Here is a 12,925-nt window from a genome sequence, read left to right as displayed (position 1 = left end):
GCAAGGCGCGACGACTGAGAATATCGAGCAATATTCGCGGGAGGAGCAACGCCGCGGACGGGGATGCATCGTCGGTCGAATGCCGGCGGGACTTCCACCACGGGCTGTTAGACTACGCCCTCTCATTTTTTCGGAGTTCGACATGGCTCACCCTCTTGCCGGCACGCCCGTCCCCAGCGACATGCTCATGGACGTCGAGGCGTTGCTGGCCGCCTATACCGAGACGCCCGATGTGTCCGTCTCCACGCAACGCGTGGCCTTCGGCACGAGCGGCCACCGCGGCACGTCGCTCGCGCGCAGCTTCAACGAGGCGCACATCCTCGCCATCACGCAGGCCGTCAGTGAGTACCGCGCCGCGCAGGGCATCACCGGACCGCTGTTCATCGGCAAGGACACGCACGCGCTGTCCGATCCGGCACAGCGCAGCGCTATCGAGGTCCTTGCGGCCAACGGCGTGCCGACGGTCGTGCAGGCCGGCGACGGCTACACGCCCACGCCCGTCATCTCGCGCGCCATCCTCGCCCACAACGCCACGCCGGGCGCGGCGCTCGCGGACGGCCTGGTCATCACGCCGTCGCACAACCCGCCGCAGGACGGGGGCTTCAAGTACAACCCGCCGCACGGCGGTCCGGCCGATACCGACGTCACGCGCTGGATCGAGGATCGCGCCAACGCGCTGATGGCCGGCGGCAACGCCGGCGTGAAGCGACTGCCGTACGCGGAGGCGCGCGCGGCGGCGTGCGTGTCGGAGCGCGATTTCGCGACCGACTACATCGCCGATCTCGGCAGCGTGATCGACATGAACGCGATTCGCACGTCGGGCCTGCGCATCGGCGTCGACCCGATGGGCGGCGCCGCCGTGGCGTACTGGGCGCGCATCGCCGATCGATACGGCCTCGACATCGACGTCGTGAACACGCGCGTCGATCCGACGTTCGGGTTCATGACGCTCGATCACGACGGCAAGATCCGCATGGACTGCTCCAGTCCGTATGCCATGGCCAGCCTCGTGGGCCTCAAGGACCGCTACGCGATCGCGTGGGGCAACGATGCCGACGCCGACCGCCACGGCATCGTCACGCCGTCTGTGGGCCTGATGAATCCGAACCACTATCTGGCCGTGGCGATCAGGTACCTGCTCGGCCATCGGCCGGCGTGGTCGAGTGCGGCGGTGGGCAAGACGCTCGTGTCGAGCAGCATGATCGATCGCGTTGTCGCGGGTCTCGATCGCACGCTCGTCGAAGTGCCAGTGGGCTTCAAGTGGTTCTCGCCGGGCCTTGCCGACGGCAGCCTGTGCTTCGGCGGCGAGGAGAGCGCCGGCGCGAGCTTCCTGCGTCGCGACGGCACCGTGTGGACCACCGACAAGGACGGCATCATCCTCGGCCTGCTCGCCGCGGAGATCACCGCTGTCACGGGCAAGGACCCCGGTGTGCACTACCAGGAGCTCACGGCGCAGTACGGCACGCCGTACTACCTGCGCGTGGACGCGCCAGCCACGCCCGAGCAGAAGAAGGGCTTCGCGCGCCTCACACCCGACAAGGTCGCCGCGACGACGCTCGCGGGCGACGCGATCACGGCCCGCCTCACCGCCGCACCGGGCAACGGCGCCAACATCGGCGGACTGAAGGTGACGACGGCGCAAGGCTGGTTCGCCGCCCGCCCGTCGGGCACCGAGGACATCTACAAGATCTACGCGGAGAGCTTCACGAGCGAAGCGCACCTGGCGCAGATCGTCGCGGAGGCCCAGGAGATCGTGACGGCGGCGCTCGGGTGACGGTTGACAGCGGCCGCCGGCGGTGCGGCTTCGTGGCGATCTAACGGGATCTCGTCGCCATGATGAACTTCGCATGGAGCGCCAGCAAGACCTCGGCGTCGAGCGCCGCGTATCGCAACTGGCTCCCTTCGAGCGGCCGTCGACTCCAGTCGGACGTCTGATGCGCCTTGTTCAGGCGAAGCCCGAGCTCGCGCTCGCAGACCCTGTCGTGTGCGATCAGTGCTGCGAATCCGTGCTGGACGCGTTCCTTGCCGCCACGGCGCGGCGGATCATGGCGTCCACGGCCGGTCCCGCGTGCAGCGGACCGATTCTGATGTCCGGGTGGGCGGACGCGAATACCCGGAACAGTTCGTCGGCGAACGCCTGGCCGATGGTCTCGACGCCGGTGAAGTCCAGTTCGACGCGTTTGAAGCGCTCGAACCGGCTCGCCACGCGCTTGGCCTGCGACCGCGACACGAGCAGGTCGCCGCCGAATTGCGCGAGGCGCAGGGGCACGACCGTCCTGTCGAACGTTTGCTCCTCCGGGTCCGTGAACGCGTCGAACACGTCACGCAGGCGGCGCGCACTGTCGTTGGCCAGACGCATGCGCACGCGCGTGCCCGGCACGTCTCCCTCGTGGTGCTCGATCGTGTCGGGACGGCTGGCGTCGTGCGTGAATCGCAACTGATGCGAGTCGATCTCGAACTCGTCCATGGCGCGCGATGTGAAGAAGATGCCCTCCCCCGAGTGGTACGCAGGGGCGGTGGTCAGCTTGCCCTTGGCCAGTTCGAGGAGCGCTTCGCGGGCATCGTGCAAACCGAGTGCGCGCTGGATCTTGAGGAAGATGCCCTCGCCGTCGTCGGCCACCACGACCTCGGTCCACACCGCTGTACGTCGCACCTCGACCCGCACCGTCTTCGAGCCCGAGTGATCGATGGCGTTGTTGATCATCTCGGTAGACGCGTAGTTCCAGATTTCCCTGACATGGGCCGGACGTTCCACGACTTGAGGAAGCACCACCTGCTGCCACACGATGTGCTCCTCGAGCCCGTCGCGAGGGAAGGTGCGATCGTCTGCGCCGAGGAGCGCCAGTCTGTACACGCGAGCGCGCGTGCTGCCTTTCGCTTCCACGAGCCCATCGTCCACCAGGCTCTGGAGCCAACCGTTGGCGACCTGGCGCGATACGCCCGCCTCCGCCGCCAGGCGCGGCCCCACCCGGTGTCCATCCTGGGAGATTAGCGTCAGAGCAGTCGCTCTCGGCGATCGTTTGTCAATGGACACGACTGCAATTGTAGCCTAACGCAAGACGGATAGAGCCAGTTTAGCTCGCGTGTCTGACACGTTTGAATGCCCTGGCCCTCAGAGGATGCCCGGCAGCGTCTGCGCTTCCGGCGTACGGACCTCGCTCGCCAGGCGCACGATCTCGGGCCAGGCCTGGACGAGGCCGTTGTATCGGAGGGCATCGGACGCGCGCTTCTTGCGTTCGGAGATCGTGTACAGGCGACAGGCGAGTTCCCGTGCGATGCCAGCAGCAGCACTGATCAGTGACTTGTCAGACTCCTTCTTGTCAGACCCCGTGACGACGAAGCTAGCTCCTGGCCAGTTCCTTGAACCGGCACAGCGCGTTCGCCAGGTGCATCTGCCTCGGTGTCCGGCACTCCGGCTCGAACAGCGCGGGCGACGCCACGACGATCGCCGCGCACCGCGCGCGCGACGTCGCCACATTCAGGCGATTCAGGCTGTACAGGAACTCCATGCCGCGCGGGGCGTCCTCGGGGCTCGACGAGGCCATCGAGTAGATGACCACCGGCGCCTCCTGGCCCTGGAACTTGTCCACGGTGCCGACCGGCCACGCCCGAGCAGAAGAAGGGCTTCGCGCGCCTCACGCCCGACAAGGTCGCCGCGACGACGCTCGCGGGCGACGCGATCACGGCCCGCCTCACCGCCGCACCGGGCAACGGCGCCAGCATCGGCGGACTGAAGGTGACGACGGCGCAAGGCTGGTTCGCCGCACGCCCGTCGGGCACCGAGGACATCTACAAGATCTACGCGGAGAGCTTCACGAGCGAAGCGCACCTGGCGCAGATCGTCGCGGAAGCCCAGGAGATCGTGACGGCGGCGCTGGGGTGACGGTTGACAGCGGCTTACGGCTTACGGCGGATTTCCACCTTCGCCTCAGGCTTCGGCGAACAAGCCATCCGGCGGTTCAGAATCCCAAGGAGATGCTACTTGTTGCGCACGCTCTACCGACGGCTGACCGCAATTCCCGCACCGGTGACGCGGTGATAAGCAATGCGTTGACACATGTCCATGGTGCGGACGCATTGATTTCGGCGTTCGGCCATTGGCCGTCGTTCCACGACGCCGAAATCCTGAGGCTGGTTGAGGCTGGTACTCGAGCCCGCCGATGCGCAGAGCACCACCACGCAGTCCGCGCGCACAGGCCCATCGCTCCACCTCGACGTGTGGCTCTTCGACACCGACGGGACAGTGGACGAGAACGGGGCCTACTCAACTCGGTAGACAGCGTGCCAACCGCTCGCCCCTTCGGTTGTGTCAGTCTGTGCTCTTGCCTACGGCAACCATCTCGATCGTGGCAGCATGTCCGTTGCGACGTCACAACCTCGCCAGCCAACCATTCGCGAACTTCGTCGGCGCGAGAGTATCGAGGTTCAGGACGCCCGTCTTGTCGTGCTCAATCGAGCACACGACGCCAGGTCGGCCTGTTGACGCTTTAACGGGGAATACGACATCACCAAGCTTGAATCCACCCTGGATGGGTGTAAGTCCCCGCGTCCGCCACTTCTCGTCGATCCGCCTGGCCCACGATAGGTGACGGTCAGCCTTTGCGACATCTGCCGATGACGCTGACAGCGCATCGCCGAGCAGGCCGATCGCTTGGTTGTCAGCAGCACAGTCCGTGGCAACCGGCAGAAGGCACGCCACTCCGATCAGGTAGTCCCATTCGTAGTCTGGGTACTCTTTGATGTTGCGAGCGAGCGTCTCCACGTCGACGTCCCAGGTGAACGCGAACCAGCAAAGAAGCCCCCGCACAATCGACAGTTCGTCGAACGCCGTCCCGGCTGTCTCTTCGAGTGCTCTGGCCGCCAGCCTGACGCCGGGCGCGTATAGGCTCCTGCAAGCGTTGGTGAAGAACTCCCAACCGCTAGGTCCGTCCACCAGTTCTTCTTTCGGCGGTAGCCACTCGAACGTGCCGACAGTCAGGGCTTTCACAATGCCGAGGACGGCAGCCAACTGGATGATGGCCGAACCGACATGCGTGCCTCGCTCTGCGGCCTGATCGAGTTGCTGCTGCATGCGCTTGAACAATCGATTGACCTTACCGCGGCACATCTTCGCCAAGACCGCGCCATCGACCTCCTCCGGCTCGTCATCATCTGCGCCGTGATCGTCGGCTTTCGGCTCGTGGACGCGAACCGATTCCTTCGTGTCGAGGTCTTCCCGGTGCAGCCCGTTGCCCAACCTGTAGATCAGAGCATCGATGATCACGGCGAGATCGGTGGAGGCCGTGAGGCGACGCTTGCGACGCGCCTTGAGCGTATCTCTCGCCGACACCATCAGCGATGCCGGCTCTGCATCCTCGTTAGGGGGAGCCGTAGCCGTGCGTGATGTCGCCCGCGCAGCCGGACTGGCCACGTCTTCCACGGCGAACGGCTGGTCGAAAATCGCCTTTTCGATGATCTTCAGCAGCTCGGTGATTTGCTCGGGATCTCCCTGCAACCCGCTGAGCGCGCGCCGGAAGTTCTGACGCAGACTGCCTGCTGCCCGATCGCACAGTTCGTCGACTCGGCTCAGCAGCGCAAAGCGTTCCGGCCCACGCTGAGATCGAGCCCGCAATACCGTTGCTTCCTGGAGCAATGGGCTGTCGTCCGTGCGGCACGCGATCAACCCATGTGCGATTGACACTGGCGAGAGCTGTCCAAGAACCTCGGCGCCGGCAAGAACATCGACCTTGCCCTTGATGCCCTCGGTGAACTCCCTTCGCACCTCGAAGCCATCGGACCGCACTACGGCATGAAAGACTCTGACCGTGCTCGAAGCGTCTGTTTCGGCGGCGTGTTCCTGCCGCGTCTTCATCGTTCGCCAGGTGTCCGCACTGACATCGGGCAGCTTGCCAAGACGCGCCAACCCGAGTGACTTCCACACGTGGTTGCCGTTGGCGTGCATCACGACCATCTCAGCATTCCCAGTGGCCCCGACGGAGAGCCAGGCCGCCTGGCTGGCGTTGGCACTACCCGAGACGACCAGGCTCTCGCCGTCGCGGAACTCGAAGCGATAGACCTTGGCGTGAAGGGTCCGGGTCCAGCCGCCGCCAAGACTCGACACGTCGACGAATCGTGCGTCTGGCAGGAAGCGTCGCGATGCAACCGGAAACTCGCTGCTCTCGGGATCGATCGCGATGACCGTCTCCCTCGGCGCGAGGTCGCGCAGCACGCGCTTCATGAAGGTGCAACTGTTGTCGAAGTACGGACTCAGCACCGTGACTCTCTCGACCCGCCGATCGAGCGATGGCCGCAGTTGTTCCCATAGCGTCTTCCTGCCTGCCCCTGTCCAGAGCAGCCTCCTGTTGCCAGCCGAAGCAGTCGAGTCCGCCAACCACGGCGCGATCTGGTGCACCGCCGTCAGCAGTGCACCCACCTCACCGGGGACCTGACTCGCCCACGCTCTCGCGAACTGCCACACTTCCTTCGCAAGGTCTGCTGACGCACCACTCGGGTCGATGTCGAACGCCGTGGCTATCTCCCGGTTCAGACCGAAGCCCCCGACGGACACGTTGTGGCTGCCCACGATAAGACGCGCCTTGGTGCGACCGAGCAACAGCACGAACTTGGGATGGAATGCGCCCTGGGCCTGTATCGGCACCAGCGCGTACTCGGAACCGGCGAGCTCCGGCACGTCCTCGCCCATGGACAGTGACGTGCCGCACTGGGCCGCATCAGCGAGCAGGAGGTTGTATCGACAGCCGGCCGCCAGCAGGCGCCTGAGCAGCACCCGCTCGTAGAGCGAGAACCTGACGTTGAACGTGGCGATGACGGACGCCTCGTAGCCAGACGCATTCAGTTCGCGGTAGAGCGACAGCTCCTTGTCGTCAGCCAAGAGCCGTCTCCAACGTACGCACGCCAACCGCACTCAGGCGATACGGCAAGCCCTCTGCCTCCTGATCGAGTTCGAGGAGGCCCAGATCGAAGAGGAAGCGGAGCGCGGATCCCAGACGGGGCTGCGCAAATGCCGCGGTCGGCACGTCCGGGCGCACGCGAAACCCATCGTCCGTGGGCACGATGCGGAACGTGTCCTGGGCCTGATGCCGGAGCTTCCTGAGGGCCACGCGCACATGCGCATCGAGCAGCCAGTGGGCAGCCATCCATTCAAGCCACTGGACACCCGTGAGACCCACCCACCTGCCCGACGCGTTGTCGCGCAGCGACACGAGGTTCACGGCATAGATCTGAAGGAACCGGGCGGAGAGATCGAATGTGCCGTAGTTCAGTGTGTCGGTACCACGAGCCACCAACGCCGCCAGTGCCTGGAGCGCGAGTTCGACGACACGGTCCACGTCGCCCGCGTTCTGCGCACCAATCACCTCCCGCGCCACAGCGATCTCATGCTCGGGATTGCCCCAGTCAGCGGCGTGCGGCAATCCCGCTGCCGTGTGCGCGACGAACAAGCCGAAGACGCTCTTTCGAGACGCCCGAGGCAGGCATTTCGCGAATCGCCGCGCAAACCAGCGGGCGAACGCGGTGCGGCTCTCCGTGAATGCGGCCTCCTCGTCCGTCAGTGTGGTCAAGGCCGCCCAGAAAAGTCCTTGCATCGCCACGGAGAAGATCTCGTGCCGTTGGTACACGCCCCACTGCCGGACCACGTCGCGGAGCAGGTCCGACGGCGCCCAAGGACTGCCGTCGAGAAGAGCGCCTGCGCAGGCGGTGGCTAGAAACGACCACTCGTCGGTCGCGCGCGGAGAGTTCTGCCGAGCGTCGCGAACGTACTCCAGCAGGGCGAACAGCGTGTTGCGTCTGCTGTCGCCGCCTTCCTGCGCGAGCTCTCCATCACCCGTCCCGAACATCAACTGGCCCAAGGCACCTCGCTCGCCCTGACTCCCCGCAAGCCGGCACGGACAGAACGCCCGGAGCTTGCGGAGGACGGCTGCGTCCACGCGATCCCCTTCAATCGCCGCGAAGAACGCGTCGCCATCGACAGCTGTGTCGTACAGGGCGGCGAGGTGACCGCCCCACTCATTGATGCACCGCAGTCCGGACCTCGCGTTGCCGTCCAAGACCATCAACTCCCTGAGTGGCCCCAGGTAGTACTGCCCGAGGCCGCCTAGTCTGTGCTTGAAGTACCGTGGCCCGTTCTCGCTGTCGAGGACGGCATACTTCGACAGACGCACGGTCCTTCCATCGAGAATCGCTCGCGCCACCGGCACGAGCACGTCCCGTCCGACCAGACCTCCGCCGTGCGGCCATTCATCGTCCTCGTCCAGCTCGTGGAGGATGCCAATTAGCGAGTGCAGGACTTCAGCTCGCCTGAAGGTTCGCACGATCTCGTTCGCCGACTTCTTCGCCGCCCGCTGGTCGAACGCCCAGACGAACCATGGGTAGAACGAGTAGCAGCGGATCCGCTGCGTCACATTCGTCAGCCCCGGGAGAAGCTCGGTGAACAAGTGTTGGCTGATAGCCGATACGGCCAGGTGGTCCTGGCCGGTGATCACTCTCGCTGGCGATACCCATGTCGTCTGAACGTTCATACCGTTTCTAGGTGTGCAACCAGTCGCGTGCGTAGACGAGCACTCATTGGCGGACCAATATCGCGACGGCCTCCAGCAAGCCGAGCGCCATGGCCAGGTCGAGACCGGTGCGATGACGGCAGGCAGCGAAGGCCGAGAGATCGGTGGCCGACGCAACGGGGCGGCCGTGCGATTCGATGCGCATTGAACGGATAGGCGCGCGGTACGTTGCGGTACTTTACAACCAGCACGCGTCAGCCCGGCGCCCGGGTGCGCTTCCACGCTCCATCCACGCGCCGCTCCGGGTACCGACAGCGATGGCGCCCGCGGAAGTCGGCCATGGCTTCGCGACTCCGGAAGTAGTACCAGAAGTCCCCATCGAAGTGCGCGTCAGCGCGCATGTTCCCCTTCTCCCAGGCCCTGTTCGGCATGAGGCGCCAGTCCCTGTCGCGCGTGAGGAACGTCATCCAGCGCTTCATGGCGGACCTGGCGGCACGCAGGTGCGCCCGGCGGTCGTACTCGCCGTCGAAGTCGCGGACCAGATCGATGAACTCTCCGTTCACGCACGAAACGATGCCGCCAAAGTCGCCCATCTCACCGCTCACCGAGCAGCAGAACGCCAACGTGGGCCACTCGGCCGCCATCGACTCGTAGAACCAGGCCGGGTAGTCCCACGGCGTGATCATGTCGAAGCAGGCCTGGTTGGTCGTCCGCCAGTGCATGACCGTCACGCCGCTGCCGATCTCCGCACCGTGAGCATCAGGCGAGGGCTTCGGGCAGAGCCTGTCGAAGTGCAGGAGCGCATCGAGCTCACCCTTTCGACGAGGCGTGTAGCCGACGCGGACGAACCTGTCGATGTCGGCCTTCCTGCCGACCACGTGCAACTGCTGCTCTGTCCAGTTCGGCATGTCCCTCCAGGCACGCGCGCACTCCTGTTTGCGCGTGTTGGTAAGACGAATAGCCGAGGTGCGTCTGACAGGGCGCCTGAACGGATTCACGCAAAGACGACGTTTGCATCGATTCGCTTGGCGCCTGGGATTCAGGACCCGCGATCAAGACTTGCGGCGTTGGCCTGCGAAGAGGACCCATGGCCTGTCGTCCGGGGCGGTGAATCGACCGCCGGCCAGCGCGTCGGCATCGCGGAACTCGCCCGCCTTGGCGTCGAACCACCTGACGGGCAGGCCGGCGGGCGCCGACGGGATCGTGATCGTTCCGCCCTTCGGCAGGTACGCGACGTAGAGTGAGCCGGGTTTGGCAAGCAGAGGCGCGTTGCCCTCGGCGAGATCCCAGCGTCGTTCGATGTCCGTCGCGTCGTAGTCACGGAACGCCCGCGAGACGGCGCCGACATATTTCCCACCTTCGAGGTCGAGCGCGTCGCGCCACGACAGCGGTGCGTCGGTCCAGTCGGGCCAGCCGGGTTCGTCGCGCGACACCTTCCACATCCACACGCCGACGGCGCCGTACGCCACGCCCATGGTGCCGCCGTGCATCAACTGGTGCCAGGCATCGTCGCCCTGCCACCAGCCGAGTCCGTGCTTGCCCTGTCCCATCGCTTCGTACGTGGACTCGCCGTTCATCACGGCGCGCACGGGCGTCACGTCGTACATGCGCTGCACCTTGTGGTAGAGCGGCTTGCCGTCGTGCCCCGTCTGCGCCCACTGGAAGTCGAGCCACGGCTCGGCCTGGTGCGACTTGTTGCCATGGAAGCAGCAGTCGCTGCCCGGCTTGGCCCAGTCGGCCATGTAGTCGTCGTAGGGACTGTAGTGGAGCCCGGTGGGCTGTTGGTACGCGTCCCAGCGTTCGAACGCTTCGCCCGCGGGCTTGATGCTCGGCGCAAAGCCGTTGCTGTCGAGGCTCACGAGCCAGAACGCGGGCATGCTCCCGTAGCGCGCAACGAGATACCGCGCGTAGCGCACGTACTCCTCGGGTGCGAGCGTCGGACCGATGGCGGTCTCCCCCTTCCAGCCGTACCCGTGCGCGACGGGGGCATAGAGCGGCACCAACTCGTGATCGATCAGGATGCGCACCAGGTCGTCGAACGCCTGGAAGTACTCTGGGTGCAGCGTGTTCATGTGGCCGTCGGGGATGTCGGCAAACGCACGCGCGAATCCCAGCGGCGTGTTGCGCGCATCGGGGCCCCTGGCGAACCTGTCGCCCTGCACGGTGATGAGGAACGTCGTATTGAAGCCCTTTGCCTGGCGATCGGCGGCATACGTGGTGACCTGCTCCGGCGTGGCGCGATAGGGAATCGACCACGCCGTGTCGGCAACCACGAGGAACGGCGCGCCGTCGGCGTGCACGACGTTGCGCTTGCCGGGAGACATGCGCAGCAGGCCGTGCTTCAGCAGCACGTTGTCGCCCGTGTACGCCACCGACCGCAGCGTGCCCGTGCGGCCGGCCAGCCCGGGATCGTCGACGGACGCCTCGCTCCGCCACGTCCACGTGTGTCCCGCGTCTGGCGGCGCGAACCGTACCTTCCACGACGACCCGCCGTCCCAGAACGCCGGACGCACGATCTGCAGGCCCGCCTCGTTCTCGAATCGCGCCGACACCTCCACATCCACGTAAGGATTCACGTACGTGTCCGCCGCCGTCAGCGCGATTTCGTGCGTCGTCCACAGCTCGACGGCCACGTCGCTGGTGGCCGCGGGCCGACAGGCCGCGAGCGCGAGGGTGAGAGACAGCGCGGTGAGGCACGACGAGGGCCGGCCGGCGGGACGCATGCCTCAGCGTACCGCGAGTGCCGTGGATGGCGTGGCCCGCACCATCCGGCGGGCCCGCCCGGGTCTTCAGCGAGCGCGAGCGGCGGCAGGCGGTGCACATCGCGTCGCCGAGCGGATCGGTCGCCCCTCACTTCGCCCGTGGCTGCCGCATCCTGGCCAACTGCTCCTTCAGGCCGGTGACCGCGTTCGCGTAGAAGGCCTCGCCGGCCAGATTGCGCAGTTCGCCGGGATCGCTGAGCGCGTCGTAGAGTTCCTGGCCCAGACGCCCCTCGTCCCATTCGATGTAGCGCCACCGCTCCGTGCGAAGTGCATAGCCCTGCACCGATGGACTGGGTGCCTGATTGCCGGCAGCGCCCCCGGCGCGGGCGCCCGGCAGCGTCACCCGGCGCAGGGTCTGGCTCATGGCCCCGTGAGGCCACTCGGCCTTGGGGTTGGCCAGCAACGGCCGCAGCGACCGCCCTTCGATCCGCGCGGGTGGTGTGAGCCCGGCGAGGTCCGCGATCGTGGGGTAGAGATCGAGCAGTTCGACGATGCGGCCGGAGGACTGGCCGCGGGCCGTCACCCCCCGGCCGGCGACGATCACCGGTGTTCGCACCGAACGCTCCAGCAGGCCCTGCTTCATCCACAGTCCGCCGTGGTCACCGGTGTGGTAGCCATGGTCGCTCATGAACACGACGATGGTGCTGTCGGCAAGGTTCAGGCGATCGAGCGCGTCGAGCACGCGTCCCACCTGCGCGTCCATGAAGGTGATCGACGCGTAGTAGGCGCGAATCACTTCGCGTTGCTCACCGTCCGGTATGTTCCACGACACGCCGCGCGATGCCGTCGGCGACTGCTGGAGCAGGAGTGGCGAGTACTCGTGTGTGGGCATCCGGGCGAGATCCGGGTACATGTCGAAGTACTTCTTCGGAGCGATGTACGGGCAGTGAGGCCGATAGAATCCCGCGGCGATGAAGAAGGGGCGATGGCGATGGCGCTCGAGCATCGCGACGACCTCGCTCGCCACCAGGCCGTCGGTATGCTGCGCGTCGGGGGCGGGCGAGGCGTAGTACGACAGCGACGATCCGAGTGCCCGCGACGGACCGGCGAAGGTCAGCTTCGACTCTTCGTCCTTGTCGATGCCCCTGGGGTTGACCACCGTATTCCACGACGGCGCATCGTCCAGCCCGTTGGTGCCGATGCCGCCGGGATTGCTGTAGTGGTAGATCTTGCCCACACGCGCCGCGTAGTAGCCTGCGTTCATGAACAGTTGCGGCAGCGTCACGGCGTCCGGCACGGCCTCGCGGAAGTGCGTGGTGAGGTCGTACACCCGCGTGGTGTCCGGCCGCAGGCCCGTCATGTAGGATGCGCGGCTCGGGTTGCAGTACGCATACTGTGCGTAGGCCCGTTCGAAGCGGACCCCGCGCGATGCCAGGCGGTCGATGTTCGGCGTCTGGACAATCGGATGGCCGAACGCGGCCATGTCGACGTTGAGGTCGTCGGCCATGATCACGAGCACATTGGGACGGGCACGGCCCGCCTGTGCGGCGACGCGTGGCGACGACACCGGCCAGGCGCCCAGGCACATGAGAAGAGTGGTCGCGATCGCGAGCAGTGCTCGTCGACTCATGGCAGAGGTCCTCCGGCGAAGGCGAGGCGCCGCGATGTCGTACGTCGGCATGTTCTCCAGTGTTGCCTCCGAAAGAGGAGGCCGGTTGGGACCGACCT

At 66.2% G+C, this 12,925-nt stretch carries 10 protein-coding genes; 2 read left to right on the top strand and 8 right to left on the bottom strand.

Annotated features, from left to right (window positions below):
- Window positions 1–142 precede the first annotated feature (142 nt).
- Window positions 143–1,774, top strand: a complete 1,632-nt coding sequence (locus tag IT182_16930; GenBank protein ID MCC6165033.1) for an alpha-D-glucose phosphate-specific phosphoglucomutase — start codon at window positions 143–145, stop codon at window positions 1,772–1,774.
- A 216-nt stretch (window positions 1,775–1,990) separates the two neighbouring features.
- On the opposite strand, the gene IT182_16925 is transcribed toward IT182_16930, so the two are convergent.
- Both IT182_16925 and IT182_16920 read right to left on the bottom strand, forming a co-directional pair.
- Complete coding sequence (locus IT182_16925; GenBank protein MCC6165032.1) at window positions 1,991–2,956, bottom strand: DUF4325 domain-containing protein; 966 nt, start codon at window positions 2,954–2,956, stop codon at window positions 1,991–1,993.
- Between the two features lie 385 nt (window positions 2,957–3,341).
- A complete protein-coding gene (locus tag IT182_16920) occupies window positions 3,342–3,590 on the bottom strand; it encodes a hypothetical protein (GenBank protein ID MCC6165031.1) in 249 nt (82 codons plus the stop codon).
- 89 nt (window positions 3,591–3,679) lie between these two features.
- On the opposite strand from IT182_16920, the gene IT182_16915 reads away from it, so the two are divergent.
- Window positions 3,680–3,883, top strand: coding sequence for a hypothetical protein (locus tag IT182_16915; protein MCC6165030.1), 204 nt, complete (start codon window positions 3,680–3,682; stop codon window positions 3,881–3,883).
- A 486-nt stretch (window positions 3,884–4,369) separates the two neighbouring features.
- Here the strand turns inward: IT182_16915 and IT182_16910 are convergent, their stop codons facing one another.
- From IT182_16910 to IT182_16885, 6 genes are all read right to left on the bottom strand, one after another.
- Window positions 4,370–6,871: a hypothetical protein gene (locus tag IT182_16910; GenBank protein MCC6165029.1), complete on the bottom strand. Its 2,502-nt coding sequence runs from the start codon at window positions 6,869–6,871 to the stop codon at window positions 4,370–4,372.
- Window positions 6,864–8,516, bottom strand: a complete 1,653-nt coding sequence (locus IT182_16905; GenBank protein ID MCC6165028.1) for a hypothetical protein — start codon at window positions 8,514–8,516, stop codon at window positions 6,864–6,866. Before IT182_16905 ends, IT182_16910 begins: the two co-directional genes overlap by 8 nt.
- A 43-nt stretch (window positions 8,517–8,559) precedes the next feature.
- A complete protein-coding gene (locus IT182_16900) occupies window positions 8,560–8,700 on the bottom strand; it encodes a hypothetical protein (protein ID MCC6165027.1) in 141 nt (46 codons plus the stop codon).
- Window positions 8,701–8,749: 49 nt separating this feature from the next.
- Window positions 8,750–9,403, bottom strand: a complete 654-nt coding sequence (locus tag IT182_16895; GenBank protein ID MCC6165026.1) for a hypothetical protein — start codon at window positions 9,401–9,403, stop codon at window positions 8,750–8,752.
- 144 nt (window positions 9,404–9,547) lie between these two features.
- The gene (locus IT182_16890; protein MCC6165025.1) at window positions 9,548–11,218 is read right to left on the bottom strand and encodes a DUF4038 domain-containing protein; all 1,671 of its coding nucleotides are present in this window, start codon (window positions 11,216–11,218) and stop codon (window positions 9,548–9,550) included.
- A gap of 127 nt (window positions 11,219–11,345) precedes the next feature.
- Window positions 11,346–12,827, bottom strand: coding sequence for a sulfatase (locus IT182_16885; protein MCC6165024.1), 1,482 nt, complete (start codon window positions 12,825–12,827; stop codon window positions 11,346–11,348).
- Window positions 12,828–12,925 lie beyond the last annotated feature (98 nt).

Source organism: Acidobacteriota bacterium (assembly GCA_020845575.1).
In the GTDB taxonomy this organism is placed as follows: domain Bacteria; phylum Acidobacteriota; class Vicinamibacteria; order Vicinamibacterales; family Vicinamibacteraceae; genus Luteitalea.
Note: the sequence above shows the minus strand (reverse complement) of the source record. Positions and strands in the feature narration are given on the sequence as shown.

What these genes read in the sequence shown, in the direction of transcription:
- IT182_16905 (MCC6165028.1), bottom strand. Translation starts at nt 8,516, where the DNA reads ATGAACGTTCAGACGACATGGGTATCGCCAGCGAGAGTGATCACCGGC.
- IT182_16890 (MCC6165025.1), bottom strand. Translation starts at nt 11,218, where the DNA reads ATGCGTCCCGCCGGCCGGCCCTCGTCGTGCCTCACCGCGCTGTCTCTC.
- IT182_16885 (MCC6165024.1), bottom strand. Translation starts at nt 12,827, where the DNA reads ATGAGTCGACGAGCACTGCTCGCGATCGCGACCACTCTTCTCATGTGC.
- IT182_16930 (MCC6165033.1), top strand. Translation starts at nt 143, where the DNA reads ATGGCTCACCCTCTTGCCGGCACGCCCGTCCCCAGCGACATGCTCATG.
- IT182_16895 (MCC6165026.1), bottom strand. Translation starts at nt 9,403, where the DNA reads ATGCCGAACTGGACAGAGCAGCAGTTGCACGTGGTCGGCAGGAAGGCC.
- IT182_16900 (MCC6165027.1), bottom strand. Translation starts at nt 8,700, where the DNA reads ATGCGCATCGAATCGCACGGCCGCCCCGTTGCGTCGGCCACCGATCTC.